Here is a 23,833-nt window from a genome sequence, read left to right on the forward strand (position 1 = left end):
ATATCCCAAACACGATGGCCCCGGAATGTTCGGCTGTGTCAAATCGCCATCATGTCATAAAACTGAAATATTCCTTTCACGGTTCACCATCGCGCGCAAAAAGTCCTTCCAGCACACTGGCAGCCAGAACGCGTGTGACTTTTCCACCCGATGCCATGGCCGCCTGATCCAGCGCACCAACACAGTCACGCACCGCACTGGCCCGGCGTGGCAGACGGCGCAACAGCCACTCCGTAACCTGCGGCGCTACAACAATCTGCCGTTCCGCAAGCAAACGCAACAACAGACGGTGCAGCAGGTCCTCCTCCGCCTGCCCCAGCGGCACGGAGGATGTGGCCCGCAGGCGGCTTGCCAGATCAGGCAGCACGGCAGGCCAGCGCGCAGGCGGCAGACGCCCCGCCATAAGAAGGAACATGCGATGCTCACGTGCCAGATTGATCAGATGCAACAGATCATGCTCGCTGGGCACGCAATCCGTGTTATCCAGTGCAACGGCCTTGAACCCGCCCTGACTGAACAGAGCCGCCACTTCGCGCTCGTTCAGCCGCTCCCCCGCCATAACGGGCGCACCATACCGCCCCGCCCAGATGGAGAGCAGATGCGTCTTGCCCGTCCCCCCCTCACCCCACAAAGCCATGCGGCCTTCGGGCCAGCGGTAGGGGGCTTCCGCATCCAGCACCCAGGCGCGCGCGGCCGCGTTGGAGGGAGCCGCAACAAAATCCGACCGTCCGAATCGGGGGCGGTAAACAAATGGCAAGGCGATCTGCATTCCCCCATCCCCTTCATTTATGCGCCGCTTCCTGCCCTCTTTGGGGGGGTGGGACGATGCTTTTGTTTCATCAAACCGCGTCATGCCGCTTTGCGCGCCGCCTCTCCTGCCGTAAAGACTGTTCGCGGGAATCCTGAATGACTTTGGTTCCCGGTATCGACCTTACTCTCATTCGGACCAAGAGCGCACCCATGACGTCTTCTCCTAGCACCCCTTCCTCCGGCCTCACCTACCGTGATTCCGGCGTGGACATTGAAGCAGGCGAAGCCCTTGTTGACGCCATTCGCCCTGCCGCCAAGGCCACGGACCGGCCCGGCACCATGGGGGGACTTGGCGGCTTTGGCGCTCTGTTCGACCTGAAGGCCGCAGGCTTTACCGACCCTGTTCTGGTTTCCTGCACCGATGGCGTTGGCACCAAGCTGACCGTAGCCATAGATAACGACCTGCACGAAACCGTGGGGATCGACCTTGTGGCCATGTGCGTGAACGACCTTATTGTTCAGGGCGCGGAGCCGCTGTTTTTTCTCGACTACTTTGCCACAGGCCGCCTGTCCGTTGCCTCTGCCGCCAAGGTCGTGCGTGGCATTGCCAAAGGATGCGAACTCTCCGGCTGCGCCCTTGTCGGTGGTGAAACAGCGGAAATGCCCGGCATGTACGCCGATGGACATTACGATCTGGCCGGTTTTTCCGTTGGAGCCGCCGAACGCAGCACCCTGCTGCCCGCAGGCATTGCCGCAGGGGATACGCTGATCGCCCTGCCCTCCTCCGGTGTGCATTCCAACGGCTTTTCGCTCGTGCGCCGCATTGTGGCCGACGCCCACCTGACATGGACCGACCCCGCAGCCTTTGCACCGGGCCGCACGCTGGGCGAGGCTTTTCTGGAACCCACAAGCCTGTACGTACGCCCCGTACTGGCCCTGCATAAAGCAGGCCTGCTGCATGGGGCCGCCCACATTACCGGTGGTGGCCTGCCGGGCAACCTGCCGCGTGTGCTGCCCAACGGGCTGGATGCGGTTATTGATCAGGCATGGCCCATGCCTGCGGTCTTCAAATGGCTGGCGCGCACCGGCAATGTGGACAGTGCGGAAATGCTGCGCGTGTTCAACTGCGGGATTGGCATGGTCCTGATCACCCCTGAGCCGGACAAGGTGCTGGCCATGCTGGCCGAAGCGGGTGAAGACGCCTTCCGCATCGGCTCCATTGCCGCCGCACAAAGCCCGGACGCCAAGCCTGACCTTAAAATGCAGGCAACCCCGGATTTTCGGGCAGCATGAGCACGGCCAAAACACCTGTTGCCATTCTGCTCAGTGGGCGTGGCAGCAATGCCACCGCCCTGATCACTGCGGCGCAGGACCCGGACTTTCCCGCCCGTATCTGCCTTGTCCTGAGCAACAACCCCGATGCGCCGGGGCTGGACATGGCACGTGCCGCGGGCCTGCCCACACTGGCCATAGACCACCGCAGCTTTGGCAAGGATCGTGCCGCACACGAACACGCCATTCACGCCGCACTGGAAGACTCCGGGGCGCAGGCCGTCTGCCTTGCAGGGTATATGCGCCTGCTCACCCCTTACCTGACCACGGCATGGGCCGGGCGGATGCTCAACATTCACCCCAGCCTTCTGCCCTCCTTCCCCGGCCTGCATACGCATGAACGCGCTCTGGCCGCCGGTGTGCGCCTGCACGGCTGCACGGTGCATCTGGTCACCGAAGGAATGGATGAAGGGCCTATTCTGGGTCAGGCTGCTGTTCCCGTTTTGCCGGGCGATACGCCAGACCTGCTGGCTGCACGCGTTCTGCAACAGGAACACGGGCTTTATCCTCTGGCCTTGCGGCATTTTTTAACGCAAAACCCGGCAACAGCGCCCAACGGCGCCGCGCTTGTGGTGGCATAAGCCACTACCTCCCCTGCTTACCGAACGGTTTTTTGCCCCCATGACCACACCAGCGCGCTCTTCCTCTTCCAAACCGCGCGGCCGGGTCCGCCCCGCCGCCCCACAGCCCGACCCTACGCGGGATGTGGCGTTTGATATTCTGTGCGGCGTTGTGGAACACCGCCGCATGCTGGAGAACAGCCTCTCCCGCTCGGCGGCCGCACATCAGGCAGAAGCGCGCGACCGGGCTGCCGCCCACCGTCTGGCGGCCACAACCCTGCGCCACATGGGCACATTACGCACGGTGCTGGAGCCCTTTTTAAAAAAAGAACCGCCCGAGCCGGTACGTGTTGCCCTGATGATGGGTTGCGCACAGTTGCTGTTTCTGGAAACACCACCCCATGCTGCGGTTGGTACCACCGTATCCCTGCTGCGCAGGCGCAAGCTGGCACCGTTTGCAGGGCTGGCCAATGCCGTACTGCGCCGCGTAGCCACAACTGGCCCCAGCGTGCTGGATGGGCTGGACCAGCCCCGTCTGGATATTCCTTCATGGTTGTGGACCTCATGGACCGGACTGGGCAAAGGTGTGCCACGCGCCATTGCTCAGGGCATCAGCCACGAAGCCCCGCTGGACATTACCCTGCGCCCCGGCGCACAGGCACCAGAGGGAGGCATAACCCTCCCCAACGGGTCCATCCGCCTGCCCGCGGGCACAAGGGTTGCCGAACTGCCCGGGTATGAAGAAGGGGCATTCTGGGTGCAGGATGCAGCCGCAACCCTGCCCGCCCGCCTGCTGAACGTACAGCCCCACGAGCAGGTGGCCGACCTGTGCGCAGCTCCGGGGGGCAAAACCGCCCAGTTGGCCGTAACAGGAGCAACGGTGACAGCAGTGGAAAACAACCCGGCCCGTCTGGTGCGCCTGAAGGAAAACATGGCGCGCCTTGGTCTGGATGTCCGCACGTTGCAGGCCGATGCCGCTACGTGGCAGCCCGATGCCCCGCTGGACGCCATTCTGCTGGATGCCCCCTGCTCGGCTACTGGCACGGCCCGCCGCCACCCTGATGTGCTGTGGGTCAAACGCCCTCGTGACCTGACCACCCTGACCGCCACGCAGGACAAGCTTCTGGCGGCGGCAAGGGATATGCTCAAACCCGGCGGCAGGCTTGTTTACGCCGTATGCTCCTTGCAGCAGGAGGAAGGGCCAGACCGTGCACGTGCGGCACAGGCCATGGGGCTTGTACCCATGCCCTTTACGCCAGAGGAACTCCCGTTTCTGCCGCAGGCTTTAACGCCGGAGGGCTGGCTGCGCACCCATCCGGGCATGTGGCTGGATGAAGGCGGAATGGACGGCTTTTTTGCCGCCCGCTTTACCCGACCCGCCTGAGCAACTGCCCCTTATACAGGCAGTTGCCGTGTAAAAGTGCACAAACCGTTTTTCTATAGTTGCACAGGCGGCTGCTATTGCGGATAAGCAAGGAATGAGTGCTGCACCATTCCCCCTGATCGCCCCTAGTATTCTGGCTGCGGATTTTGCACGGCTGGGAGAAGAAGTAGAAGCCGTGGCACATGCCGGGGCGGACTGGATCCATCTGGATGTGATGGATGGTCATTTTGTGCCCAATATTTCGTTTGGGCCAGCCGTTATCAAGGCATTGCGGCCACGTAGCACCCTGCCCTTTGACGTTCATCTGATGATCGCACCCGTTGACCCCTACCTGGAAGCCTTTGCTCAGGCCGGGGCCGACCAGATTCTGATACACATAGAAGCCGGGCCACACACGCACCGTTCGCTCCAGCTTATTCGCCAGCTCGGGGCAAAGCCCGGTATTGTGCTGTGCCCCGCCACCCCGGCCGCCGCCATTGCCGAAGTGATGGACCTTGTGGACGTTATTCTGGTCATGACCGTTAACCCCGGTTTTGGAGGCCAGAAGTTCCTGCCCAGCCAGTTACCCAAAATTGCGGCTTTGCGGGAGATGATTACACGCAGCGGACGCGATATCCGTCTGGCGGTTGATGGAGGAATAGATGCCACAACGGCTCCACTGGCCATACAGGCTGGCGCGGATGTGCTGATCGCCGGAAGCGCCGTGTACGGCAAACCCGACTATGCCGCGGCCATTACCTCCCTCCGCAAGGCTTGATCTATCGCATGGTGATGAGGGTGCGAATGCACCAAATGCTGTCATAAAGTTCCATTAGGGTAGCGCCCTCAATACCCCAGCTCTGGAGTTACATTCACCTGATGCCCCTACGCCGCTGGACCCGTGCCCCCCGCCTTGCCTATGCCATGCGCAACCCGCTTGGCGGTTTTGCGCGTGTTCCCGCTGCCCCCGCCGTGGTACTGCGGGACCTGTGGCCGGGCAATGCAACGGTAGGGGAGAAACTGGTCCGAAACAGGACCGAGTTTGATGGTGTGCCCCGCTCGCTCCAGTCTGGCATATGGGACGACCCGGCATGGCCAGCCTCTTACCGCCGATGGCTACAGGGTTTTGGCTGGTTACAGGATCTGCGTGAACTGGGGGCTGAATCCGCGCGGATCAAGGCGCGCACGCTTGTTGCGCACTGGGTACGCCTGCCCGCGGCCGAACGCGCGGTTATGGACCCCTCCATAACCGGGGCACGGCTGAGTGCATGGCTGGGCTGTTATGAGTTTTTTGCCGCCTCCGCCGATGATGTTTTTCGCCAGCACCTGATGGCCTCCCTGATGATGGAGGCCCGCTCCATCATAGTGCTCATGCCCGATGCCGCTTATGGCTGGCAGGCTCTTTGCGCGCTCAAGGGGTTGCTGGCGGTTGCGGTGTCCATTCCCGATTATCCGGAGTTCCTGACCGGCTACCTGCGTCTGATTGACGAGGTCATAACAAGCCAGATCCTGCCCGATGGCGGACATATCACCCGCAGCCCTGAAGACCTGTTCCTGACGGTCAAGGAACTGGCGGAGATGCTCTACATTCTTCAGGTTGCGCGCCTGCCGCTACCAACAACACTGGTGGATGCCGCCAACCGCACCGCTCCCGCCCTGCGCGCCCTGCGTCATGCCGATGGCGGGCTGGCCCTGTTTAACGGCAGTACGGAACGTGACTCCCAGTTGGTGGAGCTTGTACTGAACCGCGTATCCCGCTCCCGTATTGTCGCCGCCGGGTTGCCCGAAAGTGGATTTGCCCGCCTGAGCAGTGGCCGCGCACTGCTCATAGCGGATGCCGCAGCCCCTGCCCCGGCCGGATTTGACCATACAGCCCATGCGGGCATGCTTTCGTTTGAATTTTCATCCGGCAAACAGCGGCTGATCGTTAATTGCGGGGCCAGCAGACAAAAAGGATGGGCAGAAGCCCTGCGCTACCCTGCGGCCCACTCCGTTCTGGAGCTGGCGGGCATGTCCCCCATGACCTTTGAGGCCAACGGTACCACCAGCAGGCCACCACAGGTCAGTCGCACCCACGCGACACAGGACGGCGCACACTGGCTGGACATGACCCATAACGGATACGAAAGTCAGGGGGGAGGCCTGTACCACCGCCAGCTTTATCTGGGCAAGGACGGACGAACCCTGCGTGGAGAGGAAAAGCTGGAAGGGGCAACGCTGGCCCGCGCACCTTGCGTACGCTTCCACCTGCACCCTGATATTATGGTAGAGCCAACCGAAAACGGCTACCTGCTGCACAGTGAGGAAGAAAGCTGGCTCTTCCAGTCCGATGGACAGGTGCAGGTAGAGGAAAGTGTGTATCTGGGTCAGGGCCGCAGGATAAAAACGCTCCAGCTTGTCCTGACCCCACCTGCACCACCACAGGATGAGGACGCAGCCACGCCCGTCCCCCAGCCGAACAATACGGAAGGGGATACCGACCCCGCACTGCAGGCTACCTTACAGGAAACAGAGCAGGAACAACCACCGCCAGCAGATCCCACCCCCGATGTCCCAGCCAGCACGGCGGAACAGGACACACTTCTTTCGGGCACTTCATACGCCGAAGAACGCGTAGAACCGCCCCCTGCCACCACGCCGGAACCCAAACCCGCCGCCACCGGCCATCCGGCACTCCTCCGCTCCATGATAGGGCAGCCCCCGCCCAAGCCGATCCACTGGGCACTGACACTGATCAGCGAATAATCCCGACCGTGAAAATACTCGAAGTCACGAATGTTGATTTTTCGCTTGTCCAGTTCCTGCTCCCGCTCATGCGCGCATTGCGGGCGGAGGGGCATGATGTTGTGGGGGTCTGCGCAGATGGCGCCCTGCTTGACGGGCCACGGGCGGAAGGTTTTCGTATTGAAACCCCACCTCTGGCACGCTCCTTTTCCCCTTTTGCGCAACTGCGCGCCTTATGGGCGCTTATCCGGCTGATACAGCGCGAAAAACCGGATATGGTGCATGCCCACATGCCCATTAGCGGTCTTCTGGCCCGGGTTGCCGCCAGACTTTGTGGCGTTCCGTGCATTGCATATACCTGCCACGGCTTTCTGTTCAACCAGCCCGGCTCCCGCTCCAAACGCCTGCTGGCAAAAGTGCTGGAACGGGGGTGTGGCGCCATAACCGATATTTACCTGACCGTATCGCAGGAGCAGGCGGCGGATGCCATGCGCCTGCGCATCCACCCCAATCCGCAGGTCATCGGCAATGGGCGGGATAGCCGCGCTTTTCACCCTGATGCGCAGGCACGCCAGCAGGTCCGCGCAGCTCTGGGCACCCCGCCACAGGCTGTTGTGATCATTATTGTCTCCCGCCTTGTTTACGCCAAGGGGTACCTCGAACTTCTGGCCGCCATGCGTGACGTACCGGATGCTCATCTGTGGATTGTGGGGGAACGGCTGGCAAGCGACCACGGCCCAACGCTGGATAAGGCGCTGGAGCAAAGCAGTAGGGAGCTAGGGCCAAGGTTAAAGCGGCTTGGCTACCGCGCAGATATTCCGGCACTTCTGGCGGCTGCGGATATTTTTACCCTTCCCAGCTACAGCGAAGGGCTGCCCATGTCCATTATCGAAGCCATGCTGACCGGCCTGCCCGTTGTGGCCACCCATGTTCCCGGTCCGCGTGAGCAGGTTGTGGATGGGCAGACGGGCATTCTGGTGCCCCCCCGCCGCGTTGCCCCGCTGGCACAGGCTCTGCGCCAGTTGGTGAGCCAGCCCGCCCTGCGCCAGAGCATGGGGGAAGCCGGGCGCAAACTGGCTCTGACACGTTATGAAGAACGTAGGGTTATAGGCAGAACCTTAAGCCTGCTCACGCAGGCGAACAATCGGGCGGGCTGAAAGTGAGTTCCCTGCTCAGTTTTTTTTGGCAGGGCTGTCTGTTCCGGTCGTTTTGGCAGCAGGCAGAAAGCGGATGGTCAGACGGGAGGGAGAAGCCGCCAGCCGCCCACCTGTGCGGATTTCATCCAGCCGGATGCGCACGCCTGAATCATTTTCCATCAGATGCCCGGCAACACCCTTGCCGATCGTTGTCTCGCCTGAAAGTGACCAGTATGTTCCTGCAAAATCTTCCAGCCGTTGCAGGTTATACACCTTGCCCACGCTGTTGCCGGAGGAAAAACCGATTGCAGCGGCCGAAGCCCCGCTGACTTCAAACGGGTAGTCATGCCCGCCATAAGTCAGCACACCAGTGCCCCAGGTGTAGCCCACACCCAGATCAGCCGAGCGGGTTTTAAAGGTAACCTCCGCCATGACAGGGCCGAGAACGGGCTCTGCTCCTGCGGGCAAGACCCATGCGCCGGACAGTGCCAGCGCCGCAAGAAAACGACGGGATGCTGAGCGCATCAATAATGCTCCTTGTGTTCCGGACCACCAAAACATGGCATAGGGTTCTGCCGCTGCATAGCTTTATTGCAGGCATGGCTGAGCGGTTTATGTGTTCCAGACCGGGTCTTTAAGCTTTTCCACAAACGCTGTGTGCGCGGCCAGTTCAGCAGCCGTAGGGCAGATTTTAACCACCCTGCGCGCTGTCGGACCAGCATACACCACGGCGGGGGCCTGCTCACCATCAGCCACCAGCCCCAGACCGTGCTGGCGACCACCCATAAGCTCCACATACACTTCAGCCAGCAGCTTGCAGTCCAGCAGCGCATTGTGGGTTGTACGGGCGGACAGGTCCACGCCAAAACGGCGGCACAATGCGTCCAGACTGTTGGGCATGCCGGGAAAACGCTCGCGCGCCATATCCAGCGTGTCCACCATACGGCCCATATCCAGCAGTTTGCGGCCTGCACGCTTGAGTTCGGCGTTTAAAAAGCCAAAGTCAAAGCGGGCATTATGCGCAATAAGGGCATCATCCCCCACAAAGGCCAGAAAATCGTCCACGACCTCGGCAAACTTCGGCTTTCCCTCCAGGTCCGCGCGGGTAAAGCCGTGAACACGGCTGGCCTCTTCAGGCACATCGCGCTCGGGGTCCAGCAGGGTGTGGTAACTATTGCCTGTGGGCAGGTCCCCCACCAGCTCCAGGGCTGCAATTTCAATCACCCGGTCCCCGGTCGCGGGGTCCAGTCCTGTTGTTTCCGTATCAAACAGGATGGATCGCTTCATGCCCTCAAACTCCTGATAAAGCGGCGGACCTGCCGCTCTGTTTCCTTCATGGACAGCCCTGTGCGGATAACGGTATCCGCTTTTTGCACCCTGCGGGCATCCCGCATCTGGCAGGCGATAAGCCTCCGGGCCTGCGGGGGAGGCATGTTGCGGCGGTGGGCCACGCGCCTGCGCTGCACCCATGGGGGGGCAGACACCACCGCCACCCGGCTACAGAGCCGGTCTGCCCCGGTTTCAAACAACAGTGGAATATCCAGAACCACGCAGGTGGCCCCCTGCAGGCGGGAGCGGCGCAAAAACCCGGTGCGGGCCCGGCGCACCAGAGGGTGCATAATGGCTTCCAGTTTTTTCAGCAATGCCGGGTGCGCCAGCACGGCCTGCCGGAGCACCGGCCGGTCCAGCCGCCCGGCCGTGACAGCCTGCGGCACCAGTTGCGCAATGCGGGGCAAGGCAGCCCCCCCCGGAGCCTGAAGGGCATGAACAATGGCATCTGCATCAAACACCGCCACCCCGGCACGGCGCAGCATGCTGGCAACCGTGCTTTTGCCCATACCCATGCCTCCGGTCAGGCCCAGTATTTTCATGCCTAAACCCTGCCTTGGTCAGAAGGAGCAGATCACGCTCAAAGGCTGTTCAGAACATGGTCCTGCGTTGCATCGTCCACTTGCGGGTCCACGCCAAACCATTCCTTAAAACCAAACCGTGCCTGATGGAGCAGCATGCCCAGCCCCCCCACCGTGCGCAAACCCTGCCGGGTTGCCGCCGCAAGCAGGGGCGTCACCAGCGGAGCATACACAATATCCGCCACCACCAGATCCTCTGCCGCCTGCGCCAGAGAAGGGCAGAACAACGGGTCCGGCCCCCCGGCCATGCCCAGCGAGGTGGTGTTGACCAGCAGGGCGAACTCCCCCAGCCGCTGCTCCCACTCGGACCAAGCCAGCACATCCGTACCGGGCAATGCCGCGGCCAGCGTTGCTGCGCGCTCCTGCGTGCGGTTGGTTATGGCAACCCTGATGCCCCTGTCCTGCAAAGCCGCGGCTACGGAGCGCGCGGCTCCACCGGCCCCAAGCAGCAGGGCGCGGGTCTGCGGGCGGGGTGGCAGACTGCTGGCCTCCAGACTGGCGACAAACCCGCTACCATCGGTGGAAAGGCCAAGGATTTTCCCATCCTCACGGAAGACAAGCGTGTTGACAGCACCTGCCCGCCGGGCCGAGGCATCCAGCACATCGGCCAGCTTATAGGCCGCCTCCTTGTGCGGAATGGTAACATTAACCCCTTTGAAGCCCGCAGCCTGCAACCCGAGTACTGCCGCCACAAAATCCTCCGGAGCCGTGGGCAGGGGCACATAGGCACCATCGACCCCATAGCGCCGCAGCCAGTAGTTATGCAGCGCGGGCGAGCGGGAATGCTCAACCGGCCAGCCCATAACACCGGCCAGTCTGGCCTTGCCGGTAATAATCTGCGGGGGTGGTGTGATGGGGGAGGTGGTCATGGCCGCTGTTCATACCTTGTGCAAAAAATCCGCCAGGCCTGCGGCAGCAGGCTGGCCAGCCGGGCGGCCCATTCCGCCTGACCTTCTGGATGAGCAATCAGGTCCTGACGGATTTCAATTTCAATATGCGGCAGGGCGCGCTGCTCGCCATGCAGGGGGATTGTGTAGTCCGATGTATCGGTCAGGGCGTAGGGTTCATTATCCCCCACCACCAGACCTTCGGCCCGGAGCAGGTCGATCATGATATGGGCCAGACGGGAGTCATGGTTATGCAGCAGCCCCACATGCCATGGCCGCGCTACCTCGCGCATGACCGGCGTAAAGCTGTGCAGGGCCACCACAACCACGGCGCGCTTTTGCGCCAGCCGGGCATCAAGCTCCTGTGTAATCCGCTGGTGGTAGGGGTGCAGAATGGCCTGTTCGCGCCATGCCCGGTCCTGCATGCTCAGGCTCTGGTTACGTGGAACAACCGTGCCATCACTCTGCGTCACAATGGATGTAGGGTGACCCGGTGCGCGGTTGCAGTCGATCACCAGACGGGAATACACCTGCTCGATCAGCACCGCAGGCAGGGCATCGGCCAGTCTGCGGCCAACACCGTCTATACCAATATCCCACCCGATATGGCGGGCGCGCTCATCCGCGCTCAGGCCCAGACCATCAAGCGTGGGCGGAATGGCCTGCCCTGCGTGGTCACTGACCAGCACAAACGGCCCGCCGTCATCCCGCCCGTAAACCTTAAAACTCTCAGCCAATATTTCTGTCATCAGTCATGCCCGGCATGTGCCAGTTTGCCGGGTAGCGGGGACGGACGCATGACATCCGTTTCCCCGCCCCCGAAAAAAACGCCTTACTGGGCGGACGAGACAATAACGGCGGCCAGATCGGCCTCGGCCCGGACGCGGCCTGCATCCTCACCACCCAGACCTTCCGCATCCAGACCACTGCCATCCAGTTCATAGACCAGATAGGCGGGGTCTGTGCCGTCCAGCGATTCTTCACCACCTTCACTGTAGCTGCGGGCAGCCACATAGTCCGGCCCACGCATCTTTTCTTCCAGCCGACGCACGGCGGCAATCGGGTTTTTCGCCTTGATCACTTCGAGCAGCACGTTCGCACCCGGGTCGATCACTCCAAAAGTTGTCAGTTCGTGAGCCATGGTCTTTTCCTGAACCCTTTGTAATTTACACACTTTATAAGCAGAGAAATAAGCATGCAGCCAGCCCTGTAAATACCGCCTGCCCCATAAAAAACCTGCCAGCACCGCAGCACCGGCGTAATCCGGCGCACGGATGACGGTTTGCGCAGTGGGGCATGCGCCGGTAGGATGGGCTTTGCATTCAGCCTGCTCCGGTATTATGGCTGCGGCTCCACGCTACATGTAAACGAACAGGTCAGCCAACCATGTCCTTGAAGAACCAGCCCCCGGCCCAGACAGCCACCACAGCCAATGCCAATGTGCAGTGGGGCGGACGATTTGCGGGTGGACCTTCGGACATCATGCAGGCCATCAACGCCTCCATCAGCTTTGATAAAGCCTTGTGGAAGCAGGATATTGCAGGCTCTCTGGCCCATGCGGCCATGCTTGCGCATGTGGGCATCATCTCCAAGGACGATGAGGCAGCAATCCGCAAGGGACTGACCGAAATTGGCGCGGAAATTGCCGCAGGCGACTTCGCCTTTTCCGAAGCGCTGGAAGATATTCACATGAATATCGAAGCCCGCCTGTCTGAACGGGTGGGAGAAGCTGGCAAGCGCCTGCACACCGCCCGCTCCCGCAATGATCAGGTAGCCACCGACTTCCGCCTGTGGGTGCGTGACGCCATAGACGGGCTGGACCAGCAGGTGGCCTCGCTCATGCGCGCACTGGCACAGCGGGCACAGGAACACGCGGCAGACCCCATGCCCGGCTTTACACACCTGCAAACCGCACAGCCGGTCACCTTTGGCCACCACCTTATGGCTTACGTGGAAATGCTGGCCCGCGACCGGGGCCGTCTGGCCGACACACGCCGCCGCCTGAACGAATGCCCACTGGGTTCGGCCGCCCTTGCAGGCACGTCCTTCCCCATTGACCGGGCTATGACGGCCGAACTCCTGCATTTTGACCGCCCGACCGCCAATTCGCTCGATGCGGTCTCGGATCGGGATTTTGCACTGGAATACCTGTCTGCACTGTCCATTCTGGCCATGCACCTCTCCCGCATGGCGGAGGAAATCGTGATCTGGTGTTCCTCCCCCTTCTCCTTCATCCGGCTGTCAGACGCGTTTACAACCGGCTCTTCCATCATGCCGCAAAAGCGTAACCCGGATGCAGCCGAGCTGGTTCGCGCCAAAACAGGCCGCATTAACGGCAGCCTGATCGGGCTGCTGACGGTCATGAAAGGTCTGCCGCTGGCCTATGCCAAGGACATGCAGGAAGACAAGGAACCGGTTTTTGCCGCAACCGATGCCGCCGCCCTGTGCCTTGCCGCATGCGATGGCATGGTGCGCGACATGACCGCCAACACCCGGCAGATGCGCGCTCTGGCTGGCTCGGGCTATTCCACCGCAACCGATATTGCAGACTGGCTGGTACGGGTGCTCAAGGTGCCGTTCCGCACCGCCCACCACGTAACAGGCCGCCTTGTGGCCCGCGCAGAAGCCCAGAACATTGGTCTGGCAGAACTCACTCTGGCGGAAATGCAGGCCGAAGAGCCGGGCATTACGCAGGACATTTATTCTGTCCTGAGCGTTGATGCCTCCATAGCCTCGCGCACAAGCCTTGGCGGAACCGCTGCATCCAATGTTATGGCGCAGGCCACCCGCTGGCTGGACGCTCTGGCAGGCACCCCCATCCCCACAAAAGGCTGAGCATATGACCCCCCGCCTGTTCATGGGCCTGTTTCTGGCTACCGTCCTGTGCCTGCCACTGGCCGCCTGTGGCAAAAAGGGGCCTAATCAGGCTCCGGGTCCACGCGACAAGATTACCTACCCCCTCGTCTATCCACCGGACTGAGCGCAGCCCATGCCGTAACAGGCCAGCCCCCGTGCGGCACCACCCGGGGTCTGGCCTGCCGTGCAGTGCGCTCACCCATGCTTCCGCCCTTTTTTGTCCAAGGCCCAGTTCGTTTCATGGCTGATTCACCCGCCTATACCGATGCAGACCCCTCGCTGGCTGAACTGCTGGCAACCCACCCGCACCTGAGCACAGACCCCTTGTGTGGGCTGATGTTTGAGGGCGTGCCCCTGAACGCCATAGCCGATGCTGTTGGCACCCCATGCTGGGTGCTCGGTGCTGGCACGCTGCGCCAGCGCCTTGCCCGCATGCATACGGCCATGGCCGATGCGGGGCTGGATGTCAGCATCCATTACGCGGTCAAGGCGAATGACCACCTCTCTGTCCTGTCCCTTATCGGGCAGGAAGGGTATGGGGCGGATATTGTCAGCGGGGGCGAGCTTGCGCGCACACAAAAGGCGGGCATTGCGGCACAGCGGGTGGTTTTTTCCGGCGTAGGCAAGAGCGATGCGGAGCTGGACTATGCCATTGGTCTGGGCATTGGCCAGATTAACGTGGAAAGTGCGGAAGAACTGGCCATTATCTCGGCCATTGCAACGCGCCTTGGCAAACAGGCCACCATCACGCTGCGCATCAACCCCGATGTGGATGCCAAAACCCACGCCAAGATCACCACCGGGCTGGCCGCCAACAAGTTTGGCATTCCGTTTGATAACGCTGCGGCTTTGTATGCCCACGCCTTTACCCTGCCGGGCATCAAACCCGTTGGGTTTGCAACGCATATTGGCAGCCAGATTCTCTCCACCGCGCCATACCACGCAGCCTATGCCCGCGTGGCCGAACTGGTGCGCACCGTGCGTGCCAGTGGCCTAAGCGTGGAGGCCGTAGACTGCGGTGGTGGGCTTGGCATCAGCTACCGCAACGAGGTGGAGGGCCAGCCGGAAGCTCTGGCAGGCGCCATCCGGGCCGAACTGGGCGGGCTTGGCCTGCGGCTGAGCATAGAGCCGGGGCGCTGGCCCATTGGTCCCGCAGGTGTGCTGCTGAGCAGCGTTATCCTGCGCAAGGAGGAAGGGCTTCCCAGCCCGTTCCTTGTGCTTGACGCCGCCATGAACGACATGGTCCGCCCCAGCATGTATGATGCTTGGCATGGCCTTGTCCCCCTTGCGCCACAGGCCTTCAGCCAGCCTGTCGCACCTACGCATGTTGTTGGCCCGGTCTGCGAAAGTGGTGACACGTTTGCGCGCGACCGCCTGCTGCCCCCTCTTGGCCGTGCATCCCGTATAGCCATTCTGGACACGGGCGCTTATGGTGCAGTCATGAGTTCCACCTACAACAGCCGCCCTCTGGCCGCGCAGGTTCTGGTAGAAAACGGTCAATGGACAGTGATACGCCGTCGGCAGACACTCGAAGAACTGTGGCAGGATGAAGCCATGTCAGCTCCCCCGAACGGAAAAGCCTGACGCATGCGCGGTCTGAAGCAGGATCTGACCGCATCAACCGCGCAGGACGGCACGCTGGCGGCCCGTCTGGCCCATGTGCGCCGCCATGCAGCCCTTGTTTTGCACATTGAGCAGCTCTGGCCCGCCCTCCAGCCGACCATGGCCATGCTGGGTGTTTACACGCTGGCGGGCCTGCTCCGCCTGCCCCAGCACCTGCCCGATGGCCTGCGCCTTGTCAGTGTAGCAGGCTGGCTGAGCCTGTGTGGCTGGCGGCTCCATACCGATCTGGGCCGCCTGCGCCCCACCACGCCGGAGGACATTGACCGCCGGATCGAGCAGGCATCCGGCCTGCGCAACCGCCCCCTCGCCAGCCTGACAGATACCCCGGCCCCACTCCCCCACGCCAGCAATACGCTCCTGTGGCAGGCTCACCGGCAGCGGCTTCTGGCCTCCCTTGGCCAGTTGCGGGCTGGCTGGCCCGACCTTGCACCCAAAGACCGCACACACCAGCTTGCCGCTGCGGGGCTGGTGCTGGCTCTTGCCGTCGCCAGCGGGGTTGCCGGGTCCTCGGCTCCGGGGCGTATTCTGGCCGCCTTCATTCCCGGCCGGGATGACCCCGATGTCCCTCTCCCCCACATAGATGCGTGGATTACTCCCCCCGCCTATGCCCCGGACGCTCCGGTTTTTTTAAGCCCGAACCGCCCTGCCCCCCAGATGCAGGAAGGTGCCCGGCTTACCGTTATTGTTAACGGCATGGCCTCGCACCCCGTGTTGCAAGGCACACACGGCATGGTGGTACAGGACGCAAAACGCCAGAAACTGGACCCCCATAGCTGGAAGCTGGAAGCCACGCTGACCCATAGCGGCCTGCTCAGGCTAACCGGCCGGGGGCGCACTCTTGCCAGTTGGTCCATGACCATTCTGCCCGACCTGGCCCCACAGGTTGCCTGGGGCCCATCCCCCGGAGCCCCCGGCAAGGGGGACTGGCATACCCGCCTGCCCTACACGGCCAGCCACGCCTATGGCCTGTCAGACATGCAGGTCGTGCTACACGCCGCTCACCCTGCCAGAGAGGCCAACCCCAAGCGGGAACTGAGCATTCCCCTGCCTTTAACCGGCCACCCCAAATCGGTTAAAAACGTGATTGTCCCAGACCTGTCGGAAGACCCATGGGCGGGGCAGGATGTGACGGGGCAGATTGTGGCAACCGCCACCAGCGGGCATCAGGGGCAGAGCGAACCTGCCACGTTCAAACTCGGGAGCAGGGTTTTCCACTCTCCCATTGCCCGCGCCATTCTGGACGTACGCAGACGTTTTGCGCTGGAACAGGAAAAACGTGACGATACGGCGCAGGATCTGGAAGCACTGGGTGAGGCACCCGGCCCTGTGCGTGAGCATACGGGCATGTTCCTTAACCTGACCAGCATTGTAGCCCTGCTGGAAAATGCCGACATAGACACCCAGACCGCCCGCACCAGCGCCACCAACCTGCTATGGGACCTGGCTCTGGACATAGAAGACCGGCGCACGGGCGATAATGCCAGCGCTCAGGCCTCGATTGATGTGCGGGCCGCACAGGCCGATGTCGCCCAGAAGCTGGCGGACATGAAGCGCAATGGCACCCACGACCAGCAGGCACAGGAAGAGCTGGAACAGAGCCTGAAGGCGCTACAGGACGCCATCGCCCGTAAAATGCAGGCTCTGGCCGATAACGCCCTGCGCAACCATACGGCCATCCCCGACCTGCCCGGTTTTTCCGCAGCGGGGAATAAAGCGTTCGATCGGCTGATGAAGCAGTTACGCGCCGATGCCGCCAATGGCCGCTCGGGCGATGCCATGCAACGCCTGCAGGAAATGGAAAACGCAACCGAGCGCATGCGCAATGCCACACCGCAGGACCTTGCCGCTCTGGCCCAGCAGCTCCAGGCCCAGCAGAAAGCGCGTGAGCAGGCCGCCGCCCTGCATGACCTGGCAACCAAGGAATCCAGCCTGCTGGACCATGCCCAGTCCCGGCTGGATGAGCATGTGCGCGCCCTTTCCCAACAACAGCGCGATCTGGCGGATGATGGGGATGGAGAAGCTGCGGAATACGCCAACCTACCGACATCGGAACTCCTGCGCAGGCTCGGGCTTTCCGCCCCACCCAATATGGGTGAAGGCAGCACAGGCCCGCAGCCCCAGCCCTCATCTGGCAATGCCCCGCCCCCCTCTGGCCTGCCAGACCCCGCCAAGGCCGAAGCGCAGGCCAGCGCACGCCGCACCGAACGTGCGACCCAGCATGCGCTAGAACAGGCATTGAGCGAGCTTAAAGATGAGTTCAAGGAGCTAACCGGCAAAACCCCCGATGCATTTGAACAGGCCCGCAAAAGCATGGCTACGGCCCGCAAGGCGCTGGCTGATGGGGATGATGCCGCAGCCGCCAGTGCTGAGGAAAAAGCACTCGAAGCCCTGCGCCAGAGCCGCAAGCAGATGCAGGACAGCATGAAGGGCAATGGCCAGAACACAACGCCCAGCTTTTTGCCCTCCTTTGGGAGGAGTGGCGATGGGTCATCCGGTTCAGGCAATGCGGGAGAAAGCGGGAATGGCCAGCCCTCCGATACTGCGGGCGAAGGTGGGGACGACGAAGACACAACAGGCAAAGACCCCTTAGGCCGTAAGGAAGGCGAAGGGGCGGACCAGAATACGGACGACAGCACCCATATTCCCGACACGGTAGCCCGCCAGCGCGCGCGTGAGATTGAGCAGGAACTCCGCCGCCGCGATTCAGACCGAACCCGCCCGCAACAGGAACTTGAGTATCTGGACCGTCTGCTCAAACCTTTCTGAGCAAGTGGGCGGCCCCCTGCACCAATATCTGCCGCCCGCACCAATGCCAAACGGCTGGTTATGCCCCCATAGGGACCCCGCAATGCGCAGGCCCCGCCTATCCGCGCCAAAAGCCGCGTTGCACATAATGGAAAAGAACCGCCACAATGCGGCATAACGGATGGGCACAGGGTGCCAGTTGCAAGCCCGCTGCCCCATAAGGGAGAGCCTTCATGTTCGCCATGCGTCTGCACAGCCCGCGCACCCCGCTGCAATGGGAGGAACTGCCCGACCCCACCCCCGGTCCGGGCCAGATTCGGGTCAAGGTGCTGGCCTGCGGTGTGTGTCGGACCGACCTGCATGTGGTGGATGGAGACTTAACCCACCCCAAACTGCCCGTAACCCCAGGGCACGAAATTATTGGCCGGGTTGACCTGCTGGGCAGTGGCGTAACCTCCCTTACGGTTGGCCAGCGCGTCGGTATTCCGTGGCTGGGCCATACCTGTGGGCACTGCTCCTATTGCGCAACAGACCATGAAAACCTGTGTGACCACCCCATTTTTACCGGCTACACGCGCGATGGCGGCTACGCCACAATGGCCGTGGCCGATGCACATTTTGCATTCCCCATGGGGGAGGAAGGCTCGGACGTCTCCCTCGCCCCCCTGCTCTGCGCAGGGCTAATCGGGTGGCGCTCCCTTGGCAAAACGGGCAATGCCCAGAAAGTTGGGCTGTATGGCTTTGGGGCAGCAGCCCATATTATTGCGCAGGTGCTGGTATGGCAAAAGCGCGAGGTTTATGCCTTTACCCGCCCCAATGACACCAAAACGCAGGAGTTTGCCCGCTCGCTCGGCGTAAAATGGGCTGGTGGGTCGGACGCACTCCCCCCCGAGCAACTGGATGCAGCCATTATTTTTGCCCCTGATGGGGCTCTGGTCCCCGCAGCCCTTAAAACCCTGCGCAAAGGCGGACGTGTAGTGTGCGCCGGGATTCACATGAGTGAAATCCCCGCTTTTTCCTACGACACGTTATGGGAAGAGCGCGATATTGTCTCTGTTGCCAACCTGACGCGTGAGGACGGGCTGGAGTTTCTCTCCCTCGCGCCCAAAATTGGCATCCACACCACCACCACGACCTACGCACTCAAGGACGCCAACAAAGCGCTGGATGATTTGCGCCATGGCCGGTTTGACGGTGCTGCCGTGCTGGTGCCCTAGGCGGGCACGTCCTCCACGCTGGCCGCTGCCAGAATGGCCGCCAGCAGACCGGGAAAACGACTTTCCAGCTCCTGCTCACGCAGGGAGTTCATGTGGGTAACCCCCACCACTTCGGTCCGGACAAGCCCCGCCTTGCGCAGGACCGCAAAGTGATGGGAGACGGAAGATTTTGGCCGTCCACCCTGCAACGGGGCACAGGGCTGGGGCTGACAGGCCGCAAGCTTGCGTACCACCGCCAGCCGGAACGGGTCGGACAGGGCGTAAAGCAGGCAGGACAACTGCATATCCTGCGCCAGTGGATGGTCATACTGCTTCATGACAACTACCTGTCCTGCCTCTTCCCTTGCTTTACCCATTAGTTCGATTATAGTCGAACTAATGGGTAATGATACCCTTTGTAGCAGGAGCACGGTTCATGCCAACGCTTTTCGACTCTTATACCCTCAAAGGCAGTACATTACGCAACCGCATTGCTGTCGGCCCCATGTGCCAGTATCAGGCGCAGGACGGCATGCCTAATGACTGGCACAGCGTGCATTACGCCTCGCTCGCCCGTGGTGGGGCCGGGCTTGTCACGCTTGAGGCCACTGCTGTCTCTCCCGAAGGGCGGATTACCCCCAACTGCCTTGGCCTGTGGAATGATGCACAGGCACAGGCCTATGCTCCCATTGTTGCCAGTATCCGCAAAACCGGGGCGACACCGGGTATCCAGATCGCCCATGCAGGGCGCAAGGCCAGCGCCAACGTGCCATGGGAAGGGGATGACCATATTGCCGCCACCGACCCGCGCGGCTGGCAGCCTATTGGTCCCTCCCCCATTGCCTTTGGTGCCAACCTGCCCCGCGCACCGCATGAAATGACCCTTGAGGACATTGAACGCGTTAAAAACGACTTTGTCGCAGCCGCAATACGTGCGCGTGACGTGGGTTTTGAATGGCTGATGCTGCATTTTGCCCATGGCTATCTGGCGCAGAGCTTCTGGTCCACGCATTCCAACACGCGCACGGACCAGTATGGTGGCCCGGCAGAAAACCGGGGCCGCTTCCTGCTGGAAACATTGGCAGCCGTGCGCGCCGTCTGGCCCGAAGACCGCCCGCTGACTGCCCGTTTTGGCGTGATTGAATTTGATGGCAACGATGCGCAGACACTGGAGGACTCCATTGCTCTCGTGCGCAGGATGAAAGAGCATGGGCTGGACTTTATTGATGTCAGCATAGGCTTTTCCACCCCTGACGCCACCATTCCGTGGGGGCCTGGGTTTATGACCCCCATAGCCCATAAAGTGCGGCAGGAGGCGGGTTTGCCTGTCACCACATCATGGTACATCAGCGAAGGCCGGCAGGCGGATGCCCTGATCCGTAACGAGGTTGTGGATGTTGCCACAATCGGCCGCCCGCTGCTGGCCAACCCGCATTGGCCGCATGAGGCAGCGCGTATTCTGCACGCCAAGGACGCAAAAACCATTCTGCCGCCGTCCTACGCATGGTGGCTCTCACGCTACCAGTAACGCGGTTACTGGCCGTATACCCCGCACAGGCCAGACCTGTGCGGGGGTACCGCGTGCTGCCTGCACAGGATGTGCGCAGTTTACCCGCACATCCCTCCCTCACAAACTGATCGAAGTGGCCTTAGTCCGCTTTGGGCATGCCCACGCATTCCGCCGGACCGGGGAATGTGCGCGTACGCACGGCATGGGCGTAATCAGCCACAGCGCGGTCCACTTCCTGCCCCAGATTAGCAAATTTACGCACAAAACGTGGGGTAAAGTCAGGGAACAGGCCCAGCATGTCTTCCGCAACCAGAATCTGCCCATCGCACTGGGGCGATGCGCCGATACCAATGGTCAGAATCCCCAGAGCTTCGGTTATGGCGCGCGAGAGCGGTTCCATTGTGCTCTCGATCACCACGGCAAAGGCTCCGGCTTTTTCCACCGCCAGCGCATCGGCCATAACCTGTTCGGCCTCGCTCCCACGCCCGACGGTACGAAACCCACCATGCGCATGCACGGCCTGCGGCTTAAGCCCGATATGCCCGATAACCGGAATCCCCCGCTGGACCAGAAACTCTATGGCCGGGGCCATTTCCTGCCCGCCTTCAAGTTTGACGCAACCTGCCCCGGTTCTGGCCATAATATCCGCCGCAACGCGGAACGCCTGCTGCGGGCTTTCCTGATAACTGCCAAAAGGCATATCCACGGCTACGCAGGCCTTCTGGCTACCACGCACCACAGCCTGACCATGGGCGACCATCATATCCACGCTTACGGCCAGTGTGGACTCCATGCCGTACACCACCATACCCAGCGAATCCCCTACCAGAAGCAGGTCGCAATGCGGGTCCAGCAGGCGGGCCATGGGTGTTGTGTAGGCGGTCAGGGCGACTACGGGCGTATCCAGCGCCGCCAGAGAACGAGGCGTATGCCGCCGCACTGTTTGGTGTTTGCTCAAGACCTCTACTCCCCGTCACACTTGGATACCCGGAACCGGATGCAGCTTTTCCCCGAACCCCGGCATATGTCCAGCCCAAATGGCTATAAATCTTTTGCCAATTTCCACCGCCATAAAACCGCATAAAGCCCCTTAACCCACCATAGGCAAAGAATAGTTCCCCAAAGCCATTGACAACCCCGGGAACAGGCTTTAGGTGAGTGCTCAACAAGTCGGAGGGGTGCCCGAGTGGCTAAAGGGGGCGGACTGTAAATCCGCTGGCGTACGCCTACGTTGGTTCGAATCCAACCCCCTCCACCATTTTCCCAGAAATTTAAAATCTCTGTGCTTTTGCAGTGTTTCTATAACTGCACGCTTGGTCTTTATGCGTGATTTTACGACTTAAAAACCTACCTGTATTCCATACCGCATCCCCCCGAGCCTCAGGATTATTGTCTTGCTTTTTGAGGCAATCAGGCCATACCAGAGCCAGCAGTTCTGCCACGCATCGCCCAGCCAAACAGGCCTTACATTTTGCAGGTTTGAGGCACACAAAAACATACCTGAAAATCACAAAACACCTGATTAATTTGTGATTTTCCCCATCAATATTTTGAAAATATTAAGATTTTCTTTTATAAGAACGCAGAATTTGTATGTAGTCCCATATGAGGAACCGGTCCCATTTTTACACAGACAAAGAAGCATGTCCCAACCAGAACAATACAATGGGCTGTTTGGACTACCCTGTTTGGTATTGCTGTTTACGCACTGGCTTTTGCATTACCTGTGCTTATCCGCCGACTGGCATTTAATGGGATTCTGGAACACTCAGAAGCAACAACCTTCTACTTCAGCGGTTTATTGCGTGAACAATATCCTCTTTACCAATACACTCATTCCCCGGCCGCACTTTATCAAACCAGCTCAATATACAATCCACTTTATTACCTGTATTTGCGGGCCTTCCCCGAAGCATGGATTGCCAATCTCTCCCTCTTACGCATTCTATCTTTTGTGCCGCCCTTTTTACTGTCGGCTGTGCTGGTTGAAGCTTCAATCCGCCGGATGCTCGGCCTGAACTGGGTTGGTCTGCTCTGGTCTCTGCTCTTCCTCGCATTGTATCCAATGTATGCTTGGATCGACCTATCCCGACCTGATGCTATATTCATGCTGAGCATCATTTTTGTACTCTTCACGTGCAGCCTGAAAGATAGCGGATTTTTAAAGTTTATTCTCGTCGGGCTCTCAATCTGCGTGTGTTTTCTCGTCAAACAAACCGGACTACTTTTAATCGGCATTCCGCTGGTTATGGCGTTTTACGAGCGTAAATATCTGATTTCATTCGCCATAGCTCTTGGCTCCATTGTCCTTTCTGTTGCCCTGTTACAGTGGGTATACGGACCAGCATACTGGCACTGGGCTTTTACCATTCCCCGCACAGACCCCTATTATCTGAGCCAGAGCGTTGTGCTTGTTGCGCAATATACCGGCGATGTTGTTATTTCCCTTCTCGCTCCGTTCCTGCTGCTTTATCGAAAACATTTGCCCAACAACAGAACACTGCGTGACATTGCTCCCCTCATCCTGACATATGGTGCAGCATTTGGCTTTGCTTTTGTTTCAGGCGGAAAATTTGGTGGCTGGATAGCAGATTTTGTTATTTTCATGGAGATTTCTGCCATTGTCATGGCGATACTCCTGCGAGAGGCTCTGCGCAGCTTACACATTAATACTTTAATGTCCGGTCTTGCCATAAATCTTGGCATTCTCCTTTCCATCTCAATTCTGGAAGCGCGGGACATGCGCCACAACCTGAAACCTGCACGGAATGAGACGGATCAGATCGAACTGGTAAAAATGGTACATCACATCAAAGGGGATGTATGGACCACAACATGGCCAATTATTGATTACCTTGCAGGAAAAACAGTTAAATCCCCCATACAAAATATCTGTCAGGCATGGTACGGAATTTGCTTTACCCCCTCAAATGCAAGAGCAGATTATCTGGATCCAAAAATCTGGACCCCCATTACAGAAAAACATATTGAGGCTGTTTTTATGCCGAATAATCTGCCCGTTCCCACTTTAGAAGCAATTCTAAAACAGAAATATATTTACTGCCTTTCTTTACAAAGCCATCAGAATATCAAGTATTTTTTTGGTGGGCAGATGTTCTGGCCATCAGAGGTCTGGGTAGCATCACAGGCAACATGCGATGACCTTCGCGCAACCTTCGGCTATACGGCACCACCTGCACAAAACTGACAACATCTCCGCACTACCTTGGCTGGCATATTC

General features: G+C 60.4%; 22 protein-coding genes and 1 tRNA gene. 14 read left to right on the plus strand and 9 right to left on the minus strand.

What is annotated here, in order from left to right:
- Positions 1–76: 76 nt before the first annotated feature.
- Positions 77–853 carry a P-loop NTPase family protein gene (locus tag HNR55_RS02070; protein ID WP_166110621.1) on the minus strand — a complete coding sequence of 259 codons (777 nt, stop codon included), beginning with the start codon at positions 851–853 and terminating at the stop codon, positions 77–79.
- Between the two features lie 107 nt (positions 854–960).
- Here HNR55_RS02070 and purM point away from each other — a divergent pair, with 107 nt between their 5' ends.
- The 6 genes from purM (at position 961) to HNR55_RS02100 (ending at position 7,886) form a co-directional block, all read left to right on the plus strand.
- Positions 961–2,043, plus strand: a complete 1,083-nt coding sequence (purM, locus tag HNR55_RS02075; RefSeq protein WP_166110624.1) for a phosphoribosylformylglycinamidine cyclo-ligase — start codon at positions 961–963, stop codon at positions 2,041–2,043.
- On the plus strand, positions 2,040–2,663 hold the full coding sequence (gene purN, locus HNR55_RS02080; protein WP_166110628.1) for a phosphoribosylglycinamide formyltransferase: 624 nt from the start codon (positions 2,040–2,042) through the stop codon (positions 2,661–2,663). Before purM ends, purN begins: the two co-directional genes overlap by 4 nt.
- Positions 2,664–2,703: 40 nt before the next feature.
- The gene (locus HNR55_RS02085) at positions 2,704–4,026 is read left to right on the plus strand and encodes an RsmB/NOP family class I SAM-dependent RNA methyltransferase (RefSeq protein WP_166110631.1); all 1,323 of its coding nucleotides are present in this window, start codon (positions 2,704–2,706) and stop codon (positions 4,024–4,026) included.
- Positions 4,027–4,120: 94 nt separating this feature from the next.
- Positions 4,121–4,783 (plus strand): ribulose-phosphate 3-epimerase, encoded by a 663-nt coding sequence (rpe, locus tag HNR55_RS02090; protein ID WP_166110634.1) that lies wholly within the window; start codon positions 4,121–4,123, stop codon positions 4,781–4,783.
- A 101-nt stretch (positions 4,784–4,884) separates the two neighbouring features.
- Positions 4,885–6,750, plus strand: a complete 1,866-nt coding sequence (locus tag HNR55_RS02095; RefSeq protein ID WP_166110637.1) for a heparinase II/III family protein — start codon at positions 4,885–4,887, stop codon at positions 6,748–6,750.
- Positions 6,751–6,758: 8 nt separating this feature from the next.
- Positions 6,759–7,886: a glycosyltransferase family 4 protein gene (locus HNR55_RS02100; RefSeq protein ID WP_166110640.1), complete on the plus strand. Its 1,128-nt coding sequence runs from the start codon at positions 6,759–6,761 to the stop codon at positions 7,884–7,886.
- Positions 7,887–7,901: 15 nt separating this feature from the next.
- On the opposite strand, the gene HNR55_RS02105 is transcribed toward HNR55_RS02100, so the two are convergent.
- The 6 genes from HNR55_RS02105 to HNR55_RS02130 form a co-directional block, all read right to left on the minus strand.
- Positions 7,902–8,390, minus strand: coding sequence for a hypothetical protein (locus HNR55_RS02105; protein WP_166110643.1), 489 nt, complete (start codon positions 8,388–8,390; stop codon positions 7,902–7,904).
- 87 nt (positions 8,391–8,477) lie between these two features.
- Positions 8,478–9,152, minus strand: coding sequence for a DNA polymerase III subunit epsilon (dnaQ, locus tag HNR55_RS02110; protein ID WP_166110646.1), 675 nt, complete (start codon positions 9,150–9,152; stop codon positions 8,478–8,480).
- On the minus strand, positions 9,149–9,736 hold the full coding sequence (gene coaE, locus HNR55_RS02115; RefSeq protein WP_166110649.1) for a dephospho-CoA kinase: 588 nt from the start codon (positions 9,734–9,736) through the stop codon (positions 9,149–9,151). The genes dnaQ and coaE overlap by 4 nt, the downstream gene beginning before the upstream one ends.
- A gap of 38 nt (positions 9,737–9,774) precedes the next feature.
- Entirely contained in the window at positions 9,775–10,644 is an 870-nt protein-coding gene (locus HNR55_RS02120) for a shikimate dehydrogenase (protein WP_166110652.1), read from the minus strand.
- Positions 10,641–11,411 (minus strand): N-formylglutamate amidohydrolase, encoded by a 771-nt coding sequence (locus HNR55_RS02125; protein WP_166110655.1) that lies wholly within the window; start codon positions 11,409–11,411, stop codon positions 10,641–10,643. Before HNR55_RS02125 ends, HNR55_RS02120 begins: the two co-directional genes overlap by 4 nt.
- A gap of 83 nt (positions 11,412–11,494) precedes the next feature.
- Positions 11,495–11,803 (minus strand): hypothetical protein, encoded by a 309-nt coding sequence (locus tag HNR55_RS02130; protein WP_166110658.1) that lies wholly within the window; start codon positions 11,801–11,803, stop codon positions 11,495–11,497.
- Positions 11,804–12,048: 245 nt separating this feature from the next.
- Here HNR55_RS02130 and argH point away from each other — a divergent pair, with 245 nt between their 5' ends.
- The 5 genes from argH (at position 12,049) to HNR55_RS02155 (ending at position 19,103) form a co-directional block, all read left to right on the plus strand.
- Complete coding sequence (gene argH / locus HNR55_RS02135) at positions 12,049–13,497, plus strand: argininosuccinate lyase (RefSeq protein WP_166110661.1); 1,449 nt, start codon at positions 12,049–12,051, stop codon at positions 13,495–13,497.
- Between the two features lie 4 nt (positions 13,498–13,501).
- Complete coding sequence (locus tag HNR55_RS02140) at positions 13,502–13,642, plus strand: hypothetical protein (protein ID WP_166110664.1); 141 nt, start codon at positions 13,502–13,504, stop codon at positions 13,640–13,642.
- Positions 13,643–13,758: 116 nt separating this feature from the next.
- Entirely contained in the window at positions 13,759–15,102 is a 1,344-nt protein-coding gene (gene lysA, locus HNR55_RS02145) for a diaminopimelate decarboxylase (protein ID WP_166110666.1), read from the plus strand.
- 3 nt (positions 15,103–15,105) lie between these two features.
- Entirely contained in the window at positions 15,106–17,907 is a 2,802-nt protein-coding gene (locus tag HNR55_RS02150) for a DUF4175 domain-containing protein (protein WP_166110669.1), read from the plus strand.
- Positions 17,908–18,119: 212 nt separating this feature from the next.
- Positions 18,120–19,103 (plus strand): zinc-dependent alcohol dehydrogenase family protein, encoded by a 984-nt coding sequence (locus HNR55_RS02155; protein ID WP_165925071.1) that lies wholly within the window; start codon positions 18,120–18,122, stop codon positions 19,101–19,103.
- Here HNR55_RS02155 and HNR55_RS02160 read toward each other — a convergent pair.
- The gene (locus tag HNR55_RS02160; protein WP_166110672.1) at positions 19,100–19,420 is read right to left on the minus strand and encodes an ArsR/SmtB family transcription factor; all 321 of its coding nucleotides are present in this window, start codon (positions 19,418–19,420) and stop codon (positions 19,100–19,102) included. The genes HNR55_RS02155 and HNR55_RS02160 overlap by 4 nt on opposite strands.
- 98 nt (positions 19,421–19,518) lie before the next feature.
- On the opposite strand from HNR55_RS02160, the gene HNR55_RS02165 reads away from it, so the two are divergent.
- Complete coding sequence (locus tag HNR55_RS02165) at positions 19,519–20,610, plus strand: NADH:flavin oxidoreductase/NADH oxidase (RefSeq protein ID WP_166110675.1); 1,092 nt, start codon at positions 19,519–19,521, stop codon at positions 20,608–20,610.
- A 121-nt stretch (positions 20,611–20,731) separates the two neighbouring features.
- Here HNR55_RS02165 and panB read toward each other — a convergent pair whose 3' ends face one another.
- Complete coding sequence (gene panB / locus HNR55_RS02170) at positions 20,732–21,550, minus strand: 3-methyl-2-oxobutanoate hydroxymethyltransferase (protein WP_166110678.1); 819 nt, start codon at positions 21,548–21,550, stop codon at positions 20,732–20,734.
- Positions 21,551–21,764: 214 nt separating this feature from the next.
- On the opposite strand from panB, the gene HNR55_RS02175 reads away from it, so the two are divergent.
- A tRNA-Tyr gene (locus tag HNR55_RS02175) sits at positions 21,765–21,850 on the plus strand.
- Positions 21,851–22,318: 468 nt separating this feature from the next.
- A complete protein-coding gene (locus tag HNR55_RS02180) occupies positions 22,319–23,800 on the plus strand; it encodes a hypothetical protein (protein WP_166110681.1) in 1,482 nt (493 codons plus the stop codon).
- Positions 23,801–23,833 lie beyond the last annotated feature (33 nt).

Source organism: Acetobacter lovaniensis (assembly GCF_014207635.1).
GTDB lineage: Bacteria > Pseudomonadota > Alphaproteobacteria > Acetobacterales > Acetobacteraceae > Acetobacter > Acetobacter lovaniensis.